Source organism: Vibrio sp. Of14-4 (assembly GCF_022347625.1).
GTDB classification, from domain to species: Bacteria; Pseudomonadota; Gammaproteobacteria; order Enterobacterales; family Vibrionaceae; genus Vibrio; species Vibrio pristinus.
In genome coordinates this window covers 211,344-229,746 of the sequence record NZ_JAKRGI010000003.1, presented here as the reverse complement: position 1 = coordinate 229,746, position 18,403 = coordinate 211,344, and the positions used below count along the sequence as shown (strand labels likewise).

The 18,403-nt window shown below is 42.4% G+C and carries 14 protein-coding genes; 8 read left to right on the top strand and 6 right to left on the bottom strand.

Annotated elements, in window-relative coordinates; translation table 11 throughout:
• Positions 1 to 67: 67 nt before the first annotated feature.
• A complete protein-coding gene (locus MHN79_RS04830) occupies positions 68 to 1,153 on the bottom strand; it encodes an AI-2E family transporter (protein WP_239171931.1) in 1,086 nt (361 codons plus the stop codon).
• A gap of 271 nt (positions 1,154 to 1,424) precedes the next feature.
• A complete protein-coding gene (hemL, locus tag MHN79_RS04825; RefSeq protein WP_239171930.1) occupies positions 1,425 to 2,717 on the bottom strand; it encodes a glutamate-1-semialdehyde 2,1-aminomutase in 1,293 nt (430 codons plus the stop codon).
• A 253-nt stretch (positions 2,718 to 2,970) separates the two neighbouring features.
• Here hemL and erpA point away from each other — a divergent pair, with 253 nt between their 5' ends.
• The 3 genes from erpA to MHN79_RS04810 all read left to right on the top strand — a co-directional run bounded on the left by erpA (position 2,971) and on the right by MHN79_RS04810 (position 7,783).
• Entirely contained in the window at positions 2,971 to 3,312 is a 342-nt protein-coding gene (gene erpA, locus MHN79_RS04820) for an iron-sulfur cluster insertion protein ErpA (RefSeq protein WP_114785255.1), read from the top strand.
• Between the two features lie 247 nt (positions 3,313 to 3,559).
• Positions 3,560 to 4,642, top strand: a complete 1,083-nt coding sequence (locus MHN79_RS04815) for an efflux RND transporter periplasmic adaptor subunit (RefSeq protein ID WP_239171929.1) — start codon at positions 3,560 to 3,562, stop codon at positions 4,640 to 4,642.
• A gap of 9 nt (positions 4,643 to 4,651) precedes the next feature.
• Positions 4,652 to 7,783: an efflux RND transporter permease subunit gene (locus MHN79_RS04810; protein ID WP_239171928.1), complete on the top strand. Its 3,132-nt coding sequence runs from the start codon at positions 4,652 to 4,654 to the stop codon at positions 7,781 to 7,783.
• A 21-nt stretch (positions 7,784 to 7,804) separates the two neighbouring features.
• Here the strand turns inward: MHN79_RS04810 and MHN79_RS04805 are convergent, their stop codons facing one another.
• On the bottom strand, positions 7,805 to 9,091 hold the full coding sequence (locus tag MHN79_RS04805; protein WP_160929298.1) for a peptidoglycan DD-metalloendopeptidase family protein: 1,287 nt from the start codon (positions 9,089 to 9,091) through the stop codon (positions 7,805 to 7,807).
• 129 nt (positions 9,092 to 9,220) lie between these two features.
• On the opposite strand from MHN79_RS04805, the gene tyrS reads away from it, so the two are divergent.
• On the top strand, positions 9,221 to 10,408 hold the full coding sequence (gene tyrS / locus MHN79_RS04800; RefSeq protein WP_239171927.1) for a tyrosine--tRNA ligase: 1,188 nt from the start codon (positions 9,221 to 9,223) through the stop codon (positions 10,406 to 10,408).
• 373 nt (positions 10,409 to 10,781) lie between these two features.
• On the top strand, positions 10,782 to 11,627 hold the full coding sequence (locus MHN79_RS04795) for a magnesium transporter (protein ID WP_239171926.1): 846 nt from the start codon (positions 10,782 to 10,784) through the stop codon (positions 11,625 to 11,627).
• Here MHN79_RS04795 and dacB read toward each other — a convergent pair.
• Both dacB and MHN79_RS04785 read right to left on the bottom strand, forming a co-directional pair.
• Positions 11,606 to 13,039 (bottom strand): serine-type D-Ala-D-Ala carboxypeptidase, encoded by a 1,434-nt coding sequence (gene dacB, locus MHN79_RS04790; protein ID WP_239171925.1) that lies wholly within the window; start codon positions 13,037 to 13,039, stop codon positions 11,606 to 11,608. The two genes, MHN79_RS04795 and dacB, sit on opposite strands and share 22 nt — an antisense overlap.
• A 102-nt stretch (positions 13,040 to 13,141) precedes the next feature.
• On the bottom strand, positions 13,142 to 14,200 hold the full coding sequence (locus tag MHN79_RS04785) for a porin (protein ID WP_239171924.1): 1,059 nt from the start codon (positions 14,198 to 14,200) through the stop codon (positions 13,142 to 13,144).
• Positions 14,201 to 14,719: 519 nt separating this feature from the next.
• On the opposite strand from MHN79_RS04785, the gene greA reads away from it, so the two are divergent.
• Complete coding sequence (gene greA, locus MHN79_RS04780; RefSeq protein ID WP_152431204.1) at positions 14,720 to 15,193, top strand: transcription elongation factor GreA; 474 nt, start codon at positions 14,720 to 14,722, stop codon at positions 15,191 to 15,193.
• A 102-nt stretch (positions 15,194 to 15,295) separates the two neighbouring features.
• Here the strand turns inward: greA and yhbY are convergent, their stop codons facing one another.
• Positions 15,296 to 15,592 carry a ribosome assembly RNA-binding protein YhbY gene (yhbY, locus tag MHN79_RS04775; RefSeq protein ID WP_239171989.1) on the bottom strand — a complete coding sequence of 99 codons (297 nt, stop codon included), beginning with the start codon at positions 15,590 to 15,592 and terminating at the stop codon, positions 15,296 to 15,298.
• Positions 15,593 to 15,705: 113 nt separating this feature from the next.
• Between yhbY and rlmE the strand changes: the two genes are divergently transcribed.
• Together rlmE and ftsH are read left to right on the top strand one after the other, a co-directional pair.
• Positions 15,706 to 16,335: a 23S rRNA (uridine(2552)-2'-O)-methyltransferase RlmE gene (gene rlmE / locus MHN79_RS04770; RefSeq protein WP_239171923.1), complete on the top strand. Its 630-nt coding sequence runs from the start codon at positions 15,706 to 15,708 to the stop codon at positions 16,333 to 16,335.
• A 107-nt stretch (positions 16,336 to 16,442) separates the two neighbouring features.
• Positions 16,443 to 18,395: an ATP-dependent zinc metalloprotease FtsH gene (gene ftsH, locus MHN79_RS04765; RefSeq protein WP_239171922.1), complete on the top strand. Its 1,953-nt coding sequence runs from the start codon at positions 16,443 to 16,445 to the stop codon at positions 18,393 to 18,395.
• The last annotated feature ends 8 nt before the right edge of the window (positions 18,396 to 18,403 follow it).

The window sequence follows — 18,403 nt, the reverse complement described above, 5'->3', positions numbered from 1 at the left end:
GGAAAAAAAAGATGGGGGATTTTCTCACAATCCCCCGAATTCTTGAAGTCTGCTTTTCTATCAGAGCTTAGTTTTGATCTTGCTCATCGAGGAAGTATTTGAATTCTTCCTCATAAATATTAAATAGCACCATTGTGATAGCAAAGATTAGTGGTCCGTATATGAGTCCTATTAATCCAAACAAATGGAGTCCTCCGAGTAGGGAGAAGAAAATCATTAATGTGTTCATTCCCGCGCTACCTTGCATCAAAAATGGTCTGAGTAAGTTATCGATAGAACCTACCACAGCGATGCTCCATATTGTAAGGAACATTCCCCATGTTGTGTCGCCGGTTAAAAATAGGTAAATCGCCGCAGGTATCCAAATTAATGCGGTACCTACCACAGGGATAAATGAAGCGAATCCCATCATGGTTCCCCAGAAAAGACCTTGAAAGCCTGCTAGCCACATACCTATGCCTCCGGCAAAACCTTGTGCGACCGCGGTTAGAAAAGATCCCATCACGGCTGACTTTGATACTTTTTCTACTTCTTCAAGCAGTTTGTCTTCTTGGCTTCGTGATAGTGGGAGGATATGACGTATGGCTGCAATAATCGTATCGTGGTCGCGAAGCAAGAAAAATAACACAAATAGCATCAAAAAGAAGTTGAGCAGAAAACTGGTGGCATCTCCAAGGATTTTGGCGCTAATTCCGACTAAATTGGTGCCAAATGATGTCGCAAACTGAGCAATCTTTTGACCAACTTCTTGTGGTTTAATTTCGTCAAACGGAAGGTAAGTATTAACTATAGATAAAGCTTTTACTATCCATGGATGCTCAAATAAGGCCTGAATACCGCCTTGTGTCACCCACTGATACACATTCTGTGAAAAAGTAGAGCCTTGTTGAACAATGGCTGCAAAAACAAATAGAAGTGGTAAGACAATGATAACGGAGAGTAGCATGCAAGAAAGTAATGAGGCCAGATTTTTATGACTGCCCAAGCGTGTTTCGATTTTGTTATGTATGGGAAACATCAAAAGCGATATGATGAAGGCCATGACAATAGAGTTTATATAAGGCTCAACCAACAAAAAGCAGGCAAAGCCTGCCGCGAGAAGAGCAACAACGATCACCCAATGGCTGGATGTAATTTTAAATTTTCCTGACACGTTTGCGATCCAATTATTCAGTTAGATGTAGGTATAATGGCCATAATCTGCTGAGTCTTCAACGTAAAACCAAAGTGTTATGTCTAGAGGAGAATTTAATGGGGTGTTGTAATGAGGAAAAATCTTGCTGTACTGGCACTCAAGCCAAGCGAAAAATACCGTGGTTTTGGTTAATGGTGATTTTACTGAGTGTACTGGTTATTTTGTATTGGAATTAACACCAACAAAGAATCACCCAAAAACCTGGTGATTCCTAGTTGTTGGAAACGTATCAGGCTTCTTTTGCTAAAAGAGCAAAACAGCGGTCGGCAGCTTCGAGCGTTGCTTCAATTTCTTTGCTTCCATGAGCCAGTGATGTAAAGCTTGCTTCAAACGCTGAAGGAGCTAGGTAAACACCGTGTTCAAGCATTAAATGGAAGAAGCGCTTAAATCGTTCGATATCACATTTAGCCACATCTTCATAGCGAGTTATTTGTGTTTGCTCTGTGAAGAAAAAACCAAACATGCCGCCTACTTGATTGACTACAAGTGGGATTCCATGTTGTTCTGCGAGTGATTTAAAGCCCTTGGCGAGCTGTTGTGTCTTAGTGGCTAAAGCTCGCTCGTTACCCTCTTCTTTGAGTAGGTTCAGGCATGCATACCCAGCGGCCATGGCAATTGGATTACCTGATAGAGTGCCAGCCTGATAAACAGGACCTGTTGGCGCTATGTGCTGCATTATTTCTTTTTTACCACCAAAGGCGCCCACAGGCATTCCACCACCAATCACTTTTCCTAAGGTTGTTATATCAGGGGTTATTTTGTAGTAACCCTGAGCTCCGCCCAACGCCACTCGAAAGCCTGTCATCACCTCATCAAAGATAAGTAGGGCGCCTTCTTGATCACAGATCTCACGCAGTCCTTCATGGAAACCCTCTACAGGAGGAATACAGTTCATATTCCCTGCCACTGGCTCAACAATAATACAAGCTATGTCGCCTTTGTTTGCGGCAAAAAGCTCACGTACAGAATCTAAATCGTTGAAGGTTGCTGTTAGGGTGTGCTTAGCGAAATCCGCTGGGACGCCTGGTGAGCTTGGCTGACCTAGAGTAAGTGCGCCCGAACCCGCTTTTACGAGTAAGCTATCAGCATGGCCATGGTAACAGCCTTCAAATTTAACAATTTTATCTCGTCCTGTGTAACCGCGAGCCAGGCGAATGGCACTCATTGTTGCTTCAGTGCCTGAGCTTACCATACGAACTTGTTCCATAGATGGCACTAACTCGGAAACCAGCTCTGCCATTTTAATTTCCATTTCTGTTGGAGCGCCAAAGCTTAGTCCTCTTTGCGCCGCCTCAATCACGGCTTTACGCACGACTGCATGATTATGCCCAAGGATCATGGGGCCCCAAGATCCAACGTAATCGATATACGCTTTTCCATCAGCATCAAAAATTAACGGACCGTCCGCACGCTCTACAAAAATAGGTGCTCCACCTACACCATTAAAAGCACGTACAGGAGAATTAACTCCACCGGGAATCGTTTGTTGGGCTTTTTCGTAAAGCTCTGCTGATTTGGTCATGAATATACCCTCATTTTGATTACTTCGGACCAATTTAGGCGCACATTGTACATGGTCATCTTTCTACATGAAACATTTTGCAGTCCGGTATGTGTTTTTTTCGTCACTAAAGCAGTGATTTAACGAAAAAAAATAAGCTTAGATGGTGAATACTTGAACGGAGCACTCAGGTATTAGATAATAAGAAGAACTAAAATAATGATATATTCGATAGTAACCATGTTTATTGGATCGAAATGTGAGAGAGGTCATCGTGAGTGAAGTCAATATTCCACTAACCTTTTCAGATGCTGCCGCCAACAGAGTGGGAGTGTTAATTGCTGAAGAAGAAAACCCAAACCTCAAGCTACGTGTCTATATCACAGGTGGCGGTTGTAGTGGCTTTCAATACGGTTTTACATTTGATGAGAATGTGAATGACGGTGATACAACGATAATTAATAGTGGTGTTACTTTAGTCGTTGACCCCATGAGTTTACAGTACCTTGTAGGAGGGGAGGTTGACTATACCGAAGGACTTGAAGGCTCACGCTTTTTCGTGAGTAACCCAAATGCAACGACAACTTGTGGTTGCGGCGCGTCATTTAGCGTGTAAAAAATGATTTAAACAAGCCGCATGCTTCCGCGGCTTTTGCCATCCTTAGAATTATTTCCTTAACTGTTCACTTCTTATGTTTTAGAAATCAATCTGATCTAGCTCTACCATGTCACAAACTCTCATCTGCTAGATGTAATAACTGAGACATTGGCTAAATTACTAGTTCAGCATGTTTTATTTTTAGTGGGTTCATTTATATCCTGAGTTATTGAGATTTGATGCATATACTCAGCAAAGGATTGTTATGAGCAGATTGTCATTCTTCCAATTTCTTTCCTCGAAACCTTATATTTTGTCACTGGCTATTATTTTTGCTTTATCGATTTGGTTAGGGCTCGGGACCCTCATTGCTGAAGAAAATACGCTATCGGACACTTTGAATGATAGCCCTAAAGCAAAGGTCGGTTTCCAAACATACACTGCTCAAAAAGTTCAAAAGTCGATAAATTTATATGGAAGAACAGCCCCTGATAAGCAAGCTAAATTGGGCGCGGAAATAGCGGGTAAAATTGTAGAGTTGGCCGTGGATAAAGGCGAAGCTGTCATTAAAGGGCAAGTGATTGCGCGTATTGATAAAGGTGATTTGGACATCCAGGTAGAACGAGCTGGTGCATTACTTAAAGTTAGGGAAAAGGAATATAAGGCAGCTCAATCTCTAAAAAATAAAGGGCTACAAGGAGAGGTCGCTTTTAGTAAGGCTCAGGCAGACCTAATTGAAGCAAGAGCGGGGCTGAGAAATGCAAAACTTGCCCTTGCCAATACAGCAGTTAACGCACCGTTTGGTGGTGTTATTGAGCGTTTATACATAGAGCTTGGTGATTTTGTCAGTGTTGGCGATCCTGTTGCGACATTAATTGATCTGCGTCAGATAGTAATAGAAGCCGATGTGAGCGAACGGCATATCCAAAACTTGGCGCTTCAGCAACCCGCTCTGGTGTCCTTTATCGGTGATAATGAAGTTGAAGGTAAAGTCAGCTATATTTCCAGAGTTTCATCCCCTGAGACTAATACTTTTCCGATAGAAATCCTCTTGCCCAACCCTCAACAAAAAATCCCTGCCGGGGTGAGCGCTGAAGTGGAACTAAATCTTTATGAGCAGTTGGCGGTTAAAGTCACGCCAGCCATGCTTGCACTGGATGAATCCGGCAACTTGGGGGTAAAAACTTTGACTAATGAACAGGTTAACTTTGTACCAATTAAGTTAGTCAAAGCTGAACAAGACGGTGTCTGGCTTACAGGGTTGGGAGAACAGGTAAGTATTATTACTGTCGGCCAGGGTTTTGTCCGCCATGGCGATACAGTGATTGCAGTTGAGCAAAAAAAATGAGGGTAAGTTATGTACTCCTTGATTGATGCGGCACTCTCTCGGGTCAGAACAATGTTGGTTCTGTTGGTTTTTGTTTTAGTTGCAGGGGTGTCGACTTATTTTACTGTGCCTAAAGAATCGAGCCCAGATATCACAATCCCTATCATTTATGTGTCTGTTGGTCATCAAGGTATTTCTCCAGCCGACTCAGAGCGACTACTTGTTCGCCCAATAGAACAGGAGTTACGTTCGATTGAAGGGGTGAAAGAAATGACATCTACAGCATCTGAAGGACATGCTTCAGTGATGCTTGAATTTAGTGTTGGGATTGATCTGAACAAATCCATGTCTGATGTTCGTGAAGCCGTCGATTTAGCTAAGCCGAGACTACCTGAAGACAGTGATGAACCCACAGTTAATGAAGTCACTTTTGCGTCTCAAGAGCCAGCCTTAACGGTTGTACTTTATGGCGGCGTCCCAGAGAGAACCGTGGTAAAAATTGCTCGCCAATTAAGGGATAAGCTGGAAAGTTTCCGTCAAGTTCTTGAAGTTGATATTGCTGGAGATAGAGAGGATATTGTCGAAATCATCGTTGATCCCTTGCTGATGGAAAGCTATGGCCTTGATCAAGCTGATATCTATAATTTGATTGCTCTAAATAATAGGGTCGTTGCGGCAGGTTTTGTTGATACAGGTTATGGTCGGTTCTCGGTCAAAGTCCCCTCTGTATTCGATTCCATCAAAGACGTATTAGAGTTGCCAGTTAAAGTTGATGGCAAGCAAGTGATTACTTTTGGCGATGTAGCAAATGTTCGGCGAGCTTTTCGAGACCCTGAAAGTTATGCACGCTTAGATGGGCAATCTGCGATCGTTCTCGATGTCAAGAAGCGTGCGGGTGAAAACATCATTGAAACAGTTGCTCTCATCAAACAAGTACTTATGGAAGCGCAGAAGCATCAAGAGTGGCCCAACAACTTGCAGGTCAAATATACTTGGGATCAGTCTAAAGATGTCAAAATGATGCTTAATGATCTGCAGAATAATATTTTATCCGCTATCATTCTTGTGGTCGTTGTTATCATTGCAATTCTTGGCGTCCGCACTGCATTTCTTGTCGGTATATCAATTCCTGGCTCGTTTTTAACGGGTCTATTAGTGCTGGCTGTGTTTGGTTTAACAATTAATATTGTTGTGTTGTTCTCTTTGATTATGGCCGTCGGTATGCTGGTTGATGGCGCAATTGTAGTAACTGAATTTGCTGACAGGAGAATGCAAGAAGGCGCAGGTCGGAAAGAAGCATATCGTGAGGCAGCTAAGCGTATGGCATGGCCTATTACAGCGTCAACCTCGACGACTTTGGCAGCTTTTGCACCACTGCTTTTTTGGCCTAATATCACTGGCGAGTTTATGCAGTACCTCCCCCTAACTTTGATTGCCACCTTATCGGCATCATTGGCAATGGCACTTTTGTTTGTGCCGGTAATGGGGAGCTTGTTTGGTAAACCGCAACAAGCAACAGAGAGGCAAGGTGAAATAATGCTTGCGCTCGATAACGGGGACTTTTCCAAAGCCAAGGGGATTACTCAATATTACTACCAGATTTTAGATACAGCCCTTCAATACCCATTTAAAATTCTCGTTAGCGCTATTGTTCTCGCTATTTTAGTTGGTTGGACCTATGCAAAATCAGGCCTCGGCGCAGAGTTTTTTCCAGAAGTTGATCCGCCGTTTTTTACCGTCAAAGTTCGTTCTCATGGCGACTTATCACTGGATGAAAAAGATGTGATCATGCGTGATATTGAGTCCGTAATGCTTGGCCATCAGGAGTTTGAAAGTGTATATACCAAAACAGGGGGAGATGATGAAATAGGGCAGATTCAAATTACTCCTGTTGATTGGCAATATAGGCGTAAAATAAAAACCATTATCGAAGAGTTGAAGCGTTCGACAGATCAGTATGCTGGTGTTGAGATTGAATATAAATTTCCAGATGCAGGCCCTCCTGTAGAGCATGATTTGGTTATTGAATTGTCCTCTCGAGCACATGACCAACTTGATGTTGGCGCCAAATTAATTCGTCAGTGGGCGGATGGATACTCAGCGTTTACCAATATCAGTGATACTTCGAGTAAAGGGGGAATTGATTGGCAAATAGACATACGCCGAGATGATGCATCTCGTTTTCTTGCAGACGCCACTTTGGTAGGAAATACCGTTCAATTTGTCACAAATGGACTTAAATTAGGTGACTACTTACCTGATGATGCGACTGAGGAAGTCGATATCCTTGTCCGATATCCGCAAGAAAAAAGAGATATTGGCCGTTTTGACCAGCTTAGAGTGAAAACAGCAGCTGGCATGGTACCAATAACCAATTTCGCCAGTATTATTCCTAGCCCTAAGCAAGATACCATTCGCCGTATTGACGGCACCAGAGTAATCAATGTATTTGCAGATATGAAAGAGGGTTATAACCTAACACTTGAATTACCTAAAATTGAGCAAGCATTAGCCGAGTTGTCACTACCTGACGGGATCGAGTTTAAAATTCGTGGCCAGAATGAAGAGCAGGAAAACTCGTCAGCATTTTTACAGAAAGCTTTTATGATTGCTTTGGTTGCAATGGCACTTATTTTACTGACCCAGTTCAACAGTTTTTATCAAGCATTTTTAATTCTTAGTGCGGTGTTGTTTTCCACGGTTGGTGTTCTGGCTGGTTTGTTAATTTTCCAAAAGCCTTTTGGTGTCATCATGTCTGGGATAGGTGTCATTGCGTTGGCTGGAATTGTCGTGAATAACAATATTGTTTTGATTGATACTTACAATCAGCTAATTAAACGTGGTGTCGAAAAACGTGATGCTATTTTACGCACTGGAGTACAACGTTTGAGGCCAGTGCTGTTGACAACGGTAACCACTATTCTTGGTCTACTTCCTATGGTCTTAGAAATGAACATAGACCTGATTAACCAAAAAATAGAGTTTGGTGCTCCTAGTACTCAGTGGTGGTCACAGCTTGCAACTGCGGTTGCTGGGGGATTGGCATTTGCAACACTACTGACATTGATTCTAACTCCTTGTCTCTTGATGTTGAGCCGAGAGAACAAGATAAACACTTGTGTTCAAGAGAGCCTTGTAACTTCCTCGAAGTTGGACGAGTAACTTCGAGGAAGAAAAGTTATGCTATTGAGTTGCGAGCAATTTACCATAGCGATTGAGTTTATCTAATCTCAGTTTAGCATTGGCGATAAAAGTCGTTTTATCTTTTCCTCTGAGAGATTTAGCTTGCGGTAATTTTACCGTTCTCGGGTTTTTGTGAACACCATGCACCAAAAATTCATAATGAAGATGTGGTCCAGTTACTCGACCAGTACCTCCAAGTGTTCCTATAGTTTGACCTTGTTTAACCCTTTGCCCAGTTTTCACTTTACGCTTGGTTAAGTGAAGGTATTTGGTAACGTAAGTATTACTGTGTCTAATGAAAACGTAGTTACCGTTGAACTTGTTGTAGCTGGATTTTTGTACGACGCCATCTCCTGCTGCCCATATTGGGGTGCCTACCGGCGCGACATAATCTGTTCCTCTATGTGGTTTAACTCTGCCAGTAACAGGGTGAAGGCGGCGAGGGTTAAAATTTGAGGACACACGACGAAAATCGACAGGGGAGCGCAAAAACGCTTTTCTCATTGCTCGGCCATTTTCATCATAATAATTGCCATCCTTATCATTCAAAATCGCTTTGAAGGTATCGCCTTGATTGGTAAAAATGGCGGCAATGATTTTGCCTTGGCCAACAACTTCACCTTCAACAATTTTGTCTTGGTAAAGGATTTCGAAATGGTCGCCTTTTCGGATATCGAGAGCGAAGTCGATGTCCCAGCCAAATATCCCAGCCAGTTCCATAATTTGGTTGGCAGTAAGTCCTGCTCCAACTCCTGCGTTCCAGAAATTGGAGGAAATGTCAGCTTCAGCATAATTGTATTGATAGTGGATTTCTTTCTTCTCAAGTCTGGAGGTAAAGCCAATTTCAGAGCGTGTGATTAAAAAGGTTTCGTAGGCACTGATTTTTCGAGAAATTTGCACTAACTGATTATCGACGTCAAAACCCAATAAAAAAGTATCTCCTGGGCGTATTCGAGTCAGCTGTTTTTTTATTTCCTTGTTGGTCGTTGTGAGCTCATGTAGGAGCCTAGGAGATAATCCGGCTCTTTGAAAAAGGAGTGCCATGGTATCACCGGAACCAACGGTATGCTTTTCCCAGCGTAAGGCTGAACTTTTATTGTCTGAGTCTGATACCGTCAATGAGCGGGCATCTATATCTATTGGATAGTACTCTCCGAGCTGATAGAGCTTCTTCTCCGAGATTAATTCTCGAGGCGAAGGTAACAGTAGCGCAATAATAATTAATGCACCGAATAACGCAATAAAGGTTCTGTGTATAGCTGGTAGCTGGTTAAAAATAGACAGCATCTTAGTGTTCGTTCTAAAAAATCCGTAAATATAGTTACCTGTTTAGTCTAACTGGTTTCAAAAATACTCGCTATTCAAGTAATATGGTAAATTATTAAATTTTTGCCAAATCTGTGGGAGTGAACAAGAATGGCGAGTATTGAATCTGCACTGGCCGAGATTAAGCGCGGCGTTGAAGAGCTTATTCCTGAAGAAGAGCTAATAGCAAAGTTAAAAGAGAATCGCCCCTTGCGGATTAAATTAGGTGCTGATCCTACGGCCCCTGATATTCACCTTGGTCATACGGTTATTTTCAATAAGCTGCGTTTGTTCCAAGAGCTAGGTCATGATGTTACTTTCCTCATTGGAGACTTCACGGCGATGGTGGGTGACCCTACAGGTAAGAACACCACACGACCACCTTTAAGCCGAGAAGATGTTATTCGAAATGCTGAAACTTACAAAGAGCAAGTATTTAAAATCCTTGATCCGGCAAAAACTAAGGTTCAGTTTAATTCCGAATGGTTATCTGAGCTTGGCGCAGAAGGTATGATTCGCTTAGCTGCCAATCAGACTGTTGCACGTATGCTTGAACGTGATGATTTCAAAAAGCGTTATGCTGGTGGTCAACCTATTGCTATTCACGAGTTTATGTATCCTCTTCTTCAAGGCTGGGACTCGGTTGCAATGGAAACGGATGTTGAACTTGGCGGAACCGATCAGAAGTTTAACTTGCTGATGGGGCGTGAACTGCAAAAAGCAAATGGGCAAAAACCGCAGGTTGTGTTGATGATGCCGCTTCTTGTTGGCCTTGACGGTGAGAAGAAAATGTCTAAGTCTGCTAATAACTACATTGGTATTAGTGAAGCGCCAAGTGAAATGTTTGGTAAGATCATGTCTATATCAGATGATCTGATGTGGAGCTATTATGACTTACTTTCTTTCCGTCCGCTGGAGCAAATTGCTCAGTTCAAGGCAAGCATTGCTCAAGGAGAGAACCCTCGTAATATAAAAGTGTTACTTGCCAAAGAAATCATTGCGCGTTTCCACAGCGAGGAAGAGGCGGATGCCGCTGAGCAGGAATTTGTTAATCGATTTGCTAAAAATCAAATTCCAGATGAAATGCCAGAGTTTACATTTGCTGCGGGATTGCCTGTAAGTAATTTGTTAAAAGAAGCCGGTTTATGTGCCTCTACTTCTGAAGCCATGCGAATGGTTAAACAAGGCGCAGCAAAAATAGACAGTGAGAAAGTCTCAGACGCTAAGTTTGCTCCACTTACTGGCACTTACGTTTTTCAGGTCGGCAAGCGTAAGTTTGCTCGAATCACGATAAGCTAAGCAATGTAATTAAAAAAGCGCTTTAATGGCGCTTTTTTAATAAGCTTTGTCAGCATTGGGACGATTTACGCAGAATTAACTGTAGTAAATCGTAATTTTTGTTATCATCCGATCGCCGTCAGTTTTGATGGTTTATTTGGAGATTTTTATGAACAACATCGACCATCCCCCTAGTATGGAGGGAGAAAAATAAACCTGCATCGGTGTTGACTATTTGCGTCTCTGCCATGTGGTAGAGAACACCTTTTCCCAAAGTACTTCTCAAATTTATCTCCTTCCTTTCTAGAGCTTAAGTTCCTACCAGCTAATGATATTTAGTCTCATTGCTTGGTGACTTGATGGTCGTTACCTATTGCCAATCGGGAGATTCGCCATGAAGGTAATGAACAATACATATATTAAAAACGGTGCTTATTTTTCTGAGCAGGAAATTGGCGCGGCTCGTAATGCTTTTTTGCAGTACGAACAAGAGCAGCAAGTGGATCTGCTATCTGTTATGCCTATTGAAGAAGCTGTAGCCATTTTGCGCAATTGCTCTCTTGGTTATGTACAGCAGTTAATTGCTCTGCTGGAGAACAAAGGTGAAGATAAATTAGCACGCCACTATGCTCATCGACTGGGCTTTATTCATTCTGAAGCAGAAACCACGGGCAGTTACTTGAGAACCTCAGTGCTGGGACATGTGAAACAGCGTATTGGTTGGATCATATCCTTGGCCTTGCTTGGTATCGTGTCAGGGCTGATTATTGCTCAATATGAAGATACCTTAAGTCAGCTTGTTTTATTAGCTGTGTATATGCCTGTGATTGCGGCGGCAGGAGGCAATACTGGAACTCAGGCTGCGACCTTAGTGATAAGAGCACTAGCTACAGGGGAGCTTAGAAAGCGCCAGTGGCTTGCGGTTTTTTGGAAAGAGAGTCGTGTTGCTGTTTGCTTGGCGATTGCAATTGTTATGGTGATTGTTGCTCGTGTAATGCTATTTAGTGGTCATGCTTCGACAGGAGGTTTTCCGCTTAGTAGCATTGCTACTGCAATCGCCGTCGCTCTGTTTATTCAAGTGATTTTATCGACGACTTTGGGAGGGCTGCTACCCATATTAGCGCGAATGTGCAAACTGGACCCAGCCGTTCTTGTCAGCCCAGTATTAGCATCGATTGTTGATATTTCAGGTATGTGGATTTTCTTTAATGTCGTTAATCATTTTTTAGGTATTACCTGACTAAACTTGACGACATCTTTATAGAAGGCTTGTTCAAATTGGGTAATTGGAGCGACGGTTGGAGGACTGTCGCTTTTTTTCTTTTCGGGAAAGTAGTCAGAGACAAACTGAACAAATATTGTGGAAGGTTTACCTGAACTATCTAGACCAAAACCAGCCATGTTGTGGCTACCATACAAAGAGCCACTTTTGGCTATAATTTGTCCCTTAATGGGATCTTTGCGCATGCTACGTCTGTATTTTAGCGTTCCAGACTCTCCAGAGCTTGGCATCAATTCAATCATATTGAGTGTTTCGTCGTTTAGCCATATGTGACGTAGAATTTGGGCCATGGTCTTGCTTGAAAACCGGTTGTTACGTGAGAGTCCAGAGCCATCGGCCATGGGTACATCATGTAAATCTATTCCTGTGTGCGCAAAAATGATCTGTTTGACAGCTTTAGTTCCATTATTAAAACTACCGGGTTGAATATAAAATTTAGAACCTAATGTCTTGGTGAGATTATCTGCAATCAAATTGTCCGACTCTGTAATCATTGTTCCCAAAAGGTGCGGAAGAGGTAATGAGTGATGAGTCGCAAGTGGAGACGTGATGTCTGAGCTTTCTTGAGGTGATCCTATTTTTATTGAACCAGAAAAAGAGATCTTCATTTGACTTAATAAAGTATCTAGCATTCTCTGTGTATATAACCCTGGGTCTTGGACAGCGAACTTAAGCGGTAAAGGTTTGTTGCGTTTTATTAAGCAGCCTTGCAGTTGATAATGATTATTAGGCGATGTGACTAGTTCGAGATTACATTGGGTGCTTTCTTGGTGATCTTTTGACACACTTGATGCTTGAGTTGTGACGTAAACAGGAAAATGTTTAGGTACATAGACTCTGGTCTGTCCATCATCCTGACTGTATATCGATGCTTGGACACAATTTCCATCAAGCGTGATGGCTGTTGCGGGAGCGCTATAGCAAACTCCGAGGATATCCCAAGGCCAGCCTACTGCGCGATCGTATCCTGTGAAGGCACTGTTATCTAACCAAATATTACCCTCAATATTCTTCAGACCATTTCTTTTGGCAACCTGCAATAGTTGCTTCAAGTCTTCTGTCGTTAGTGTAGGGTCTCCAGAAAAGCGAATAATGAGATCTTTACCTATTTGTTCAAGCTTTGTTTCGTAGCGAAAATCATCACCAAGCTCTAATTTTGCCGCCAGTGCAGTGACGAGTTTTAGAGTGCTGGCAGGTGGAAAATAGACATCTGTATTTTGTGTATCATAGATGACTTGTTGTTGGTTCAAAGATTCAATCAGAAGACTAGCTTGTGCCCCTTTGGGAAGTTGTTCGATAGTGAGGTCAGCCAGAGTAGGAAACGAGATAAAACAAATAACAAAAGCCACAAATAATTTGGAGGTCTGCATAGAATTACGTCACACGACTTAAAAGGTGAAAACCCAGTATAACCAGTAAAAAATACGCCCGCTAGAAGCGGGCGTGATCAGGCTGTCATATTTAGCCGTAAATTAGAAGTCGTAACGCAGACCCAGTGCTACTTCGTCTTCGGCATCTGCTTTAGTGATATTTTGTGCTGCATCTTCATCAAGTAGGTTGAAGTTGTATGAGATGTAACCACGGAAGTTAGGCTTGAAGTAGTATGTTGCATCGATAGCTACGTTATCAGCTTCATCCTTCTTCGTGCCAGCTTTATCGCTTTCAAGGTAGTTATAGCTGGTTGTAAATACAGTTTGTCCTAAAGTATAAGCCGCTGCAAATTCGTAACCAGTGAGATCTGTAGTATCACTTTCACCGACAATTTGATCTTCGCCATCAACGAAAGTACCCGCAAAATAAAGGTCATTGATAGTGTAAGATGCCGCTAGCATATATTGAGTACGTTCAGTATAATTATCAGTAGCTTCACCTGTCTCAGAATCGATTTCTGCTTCATTGCCATCGGCGTAACCAGCTCCAAGCTTGATACCTGTTTCGCCGATTGCATAAGTTGCAGATAGTGAGTAGCCATCAGCATCATTGTCTTTGTAGCCATTATTACCATCAGCTTCAGCATCAGCAAAACGGTAGCTGCCTTTTAGGCCTAGGTTATTGAATTGACCTTTGTAAGAAACCATGTTGTCTGAGCGATCTGCGATAGCAATTTTATATGCAGCAGAGTTACCATGGTAAGCCATGATATCGGTAAAGTCAGTGATTACGCCAAGTGCGCCTTCATTCTTACCATAGGTCACTTCACCAAATGTACCGCCAATACCAGCGTATAGATAGCGGTTCGTTAGGTCTGATGAGCTATTGTTACCGTCGGTAGCGCCACCATTGTCATTAGTGGTAAATTCACCTTCGTAGAAACCGACGCCGTATAGGCTATCGGTAATTTGTGCTTTACCTAGGAAATTCAAACGTACACGAGAGTTGTCTTCCGCTTTACCATCTTTTAGCGCTAGACGTGCTTCTGCACGGCCACCAAGTTCGATAGAGTTACCATCTTGGTTGTATATTTCTGCTGCATTTGCACCAGTTGTAAAAGCGGCAGCCGAAACGGCTAGAGCGATCAGAGTTTTGTTCATCTTATTGGTCCTAATTTACTGTCCATAAATATTTTTAAAAAGGCTTAGCCTTTCTATTTTCTTCCGTTCCACGGTTCTGACTGCATAGGTTGGCAACAAGCTTAAGCACGCAACTAGAGCCATAGAAGTCTTACTGGCTTTTGTTTTAACGCCAAAGTTCCAATCTAAGTTAGTAAAAAGATATAAATATGAATTTTGTACGCTGTTTTATTTTTGGTAAAAAATACTCAAGCTTATGTTTTAAAAGGTTAAAAATTCCCTTTTCTTTCTATTTTTAACCATGGGGTTGTTTAGTTTTTTTTATGCTTGAATAGTGCATCTAAAGAGCTTTAAGCTATGGATTTAGCTGATGAAATTATTTTATTTATAAGTCTGAGAACCCTAGAGATGAATTCAGGTGATTTAGTCGCTAACTTTGTTTACACTAGAGGAAATAACGTTAAGTCATATTCTCTACCCAATCCGTCCGATTGGGTGGTTTCGTTTTGTCCAAAGATAGCTTTGGCAATGAGGTAAAACATGGAAAAAGTCCCAATGACAGTCCGCGGTGAAAAGATGCTGCGTGAAGAATTAGACCGCTTACTCAAGCTTCGCCCTCAAATATCTGAAGCTATTGCAGAAGCACGTGAACTTGGTGATCTTAAAGAGAACGCAGAATATCATGCCGCTCGCGAAGAGCAGGGGATCTGTGAAGCTCAAATTAGAGACATCGAATACAAATTATCTGTCGCTCAGGTGATTGATGTCTCGAAACTAGATAACACAGGAAAGGTTATCTTTGGTTCGACAGTTACTGTCATCGATTGCGACACTGAAGATGAAAAAACGTATCAAATTGTTGGTGATGACGAGGCAGACATCAAAGCTGGACGCATTTCTGTAAGCTCACCCATTGCTCGGGGTCTGATCGGCAAAATGGAAGGCGACGAAGTAGTGATATCCACTCCTGGTGGTGACCGAGACTTCGAAATTGATAGTGTCGAGTATCGATAGACTTTCGATTACTTTTTGTCACTGTTCTGTATTCGTTATCAGTGAATGTGAAAAAGGTCGCGCAAGGCGACCTTTTTGCTATTTCGCATAATGCTGTGATTATTACTTGCGTGGTAATTCAATTTTACGATTGTCGCTTTGCTTGTACAGAACAAGGGTTTTACCTATTACTTGTACATTTTCAGCACCAGTCTCACGTACAATAGCCTCAACAATAAGGTTTTTTGTTTCACGATCTTCGCTGGCTATCTTAACTTTTATCAGTTCGTGATGGTTAAGAGCGATCTCGATTTCCGCCAGAACAGCTTCAGTAAGTCCATTTGCGCCCATAAGCACGACGGGTTTCAAACCATGTGCTAGGCCTTTAAGGTGCTGCTTTTGTTTTGTGCTTAAGTTCATTACGCGGCCAATTTTCTTTGCTTTAAGGGTTGAAAAATACCATTTTAACGCCATCTATCCCTGAAGACTATAATTTATTGGCTATTGTGGCCTTTTGTTTAATTAGGATTTGGATGAGCAAACAGAAATATTCAGCCAGTTCAGGACGTTGGCTGAAAGAGCATTTTGACGACAAATTCGCCAATGAAGCTCGTAAAAAGGGCTATCGTTCTCGTGCTTATTTTAAGATCGAAGAAATTCAAAATAAAGATAAGCTTCTCAAACCTGGAATGGTAGTCGTCGATTTAGGAGCAGCTCCCGGTGGGTGGTCTCAATATGCTGCTAAGCTAGTAGGTGACGAGGGGAAAATCATTGCGTGTGATTTACTTCCCATGGATCCGATTGCGGGAGTTAGTTTTCTTCAAGGAGACTTTCGAGAAGACTCTGTATTGGAAGCTTTGTTAGATAAAATTCAACCATCTATGGTGAATGTTGTTATGTCTGATATGGCTCCTAATATTGCAGGCAACAACTCTGTTGATCAACCTAGAGCTATGTACTTAGTTGAACTGGCTTTAGATATGTGTCGACAAGTTCTAGCCCCAAATGGTAGTTTTGTTGTGAAAGTATTTCAGGGCGAAGGTTTCGATCAATACGTTAAAGATGTTCGCGAGATGTTTAAAGTCGTGAAAATCCGCAAACCTGATTCTTCTAGGGCGCGTTCCCGAGAAGTGTTTATTGTAGCCACTGGTTACAAAGGTTAACTATTTGCTTTATGAAGCACAGGTTAACACTGTAGCTACAGTTTACAAACTGTAGTACCCTACCTTTAATTACAATTATTTATCGCGAGGCTTACACCTTGAGTGATATGGCAAAAAATTTAATTCTATGGCTTGTAATCGCTGTCGTTTTGATGTCGGTTTTCCAGAGCTTCGGCCCAGGAGATAGCAGTGGCAGAGCAGTTGATTACACCACATTTGTAAAAGAAGTTGGTCAAGGCCAGATTCAGGATGCGACCTTTAAAGGTGAAGAAATTACTTTCACTCGTCGCGGCGGCGGTTCTCGTTATGTGACCTATATGCCTGTGTACGATCAAAAACTTCTGGATGACATGATTAACCAGAATGTGAAAGTTCAAGGAACACCACCAGAAGAGCAGAGCCTGTTAGGAACGATCTTTATCTCTTGGTTCCCAATGATTTTGTTGATTGGTGTGTGGATATTCTTCATGCGCCAAATGCAAGGCGGCGGCGGTAAAGGCGCTATGTCATTTGGTAAGAGTAAAGCTCGAATGATGAGCGAAGAGCAAATTAAAACCACATTTGGAGATGTGGCGGGGTGTGATGAAGCGAAAGAAGATGTCAAAGAGTTGGTTGATTATCTTCGCGACCCGAGTCGATTCCAAAAGTTGGGCGGAAAGATCCCGACTGGTGTATTAATGGTTGGTCCACCAGGTACGGGTAAAACGTTACTTGCCAAAGCCATTGCGGGCGAAGCCAAGGTGCCTTTTTTCACTATCTCTGGTTCTGATTTCGTTGAAATGTTCGTCGGGGTCGGTGCTTCGCGTGTGCGTGATATGTTCGAACAGGCAAAGAAAGCAGCCCCATGTATCATCTTTATCGATGAAATTGATGCAGTTGGCCGCCAACGCGGTGCAGGTGTTGGTGGTGGCCATGATGAGCGTGAGCAAACATTGAACCAAATGCTGGTAGAAATGGATGGTTTTGAGGGCAATGAAGGAATTATCGTCATTGCGGCAACAAATAGGCCAGATGTTCTAGATCCAGCTTTACTTCGCCCAGGTCGATTCGACAGGCAAGTTGTCGTTGGTTTACCAGATGTACGTGGCCGTGAACAGATTCTTAAAGTACATATGCGTAAAGTGCCGTTGGCAGGAGATGTTGAACCTTCTCTAATCGCACGTGGTACACCAGGTTTCTCTGGTGCTGATCTTGCTAACTTAGTTAACGAAGCAGCTTTGTTCGCCGCTCGCGGTAATAAGCGTAATGTTTCTATGGTTGAGTTTGAACTGGCTAAAGACAAAATCATGATGGGAGCGGAGCGCCGTTCCATGGTGATGTCGGAAGAGACTAAAGAATCGACAGCATATCACGAAGCTGGGCATGCCATTGTTGGGCGTCTGGTTCCTGAGCATGATCCTGTATATAAAGTTTCTATTATTCCACGTGGTCGAGCTCTTGGGGTGACAATGTATCTCCCAGAACAAGATCGAGTGAGTATGTCTCGTCAGCACCTTGAATCTATGGTTTCCAGTCTATACGGTGGTAGGCTAGCTGAAGAGCTTATTTACGGGGCAGAAAAAGTTTCGACTGGCGCTTCGAATGATATTGAGCGTGCAACGGATATTGCGCGTAAGATGGTCACTCAATGGGGATTCTCAGATAAACTTGGTCCTCTTCTTTATGCAGAAGAAGAAGGTGAGGTATTCCTTGGACGTAGTGTTACTCAGACCAAGCATATGTCAGATGACACAGCAAAACTCATCGATGATGAAATACGCAAGATTATCGATAGAAACTATGCTCGTGCTAAGCAGATCCTTGAAGACAATATGGATATTATGCATGCCATGAAAGATGCGTTGATGAAGTATGAAACTATCGACGCGGGTCAGATTGATGATTTAATGGAGCGTAAAACTGAGATTAGAGAACCAGCTGGTTGGGGAGATAACTCTGACAAGCCAGCGGCTAAAGATTCAGTTCAAGATGAACCAAAATCAAAATCTGAACAAGAAGAAGTGACGTCTTCAGTAGATCCTGTTGAAGAACAAGTGTCTGAAAAAAAAGACGCAGAATAAGATAGACT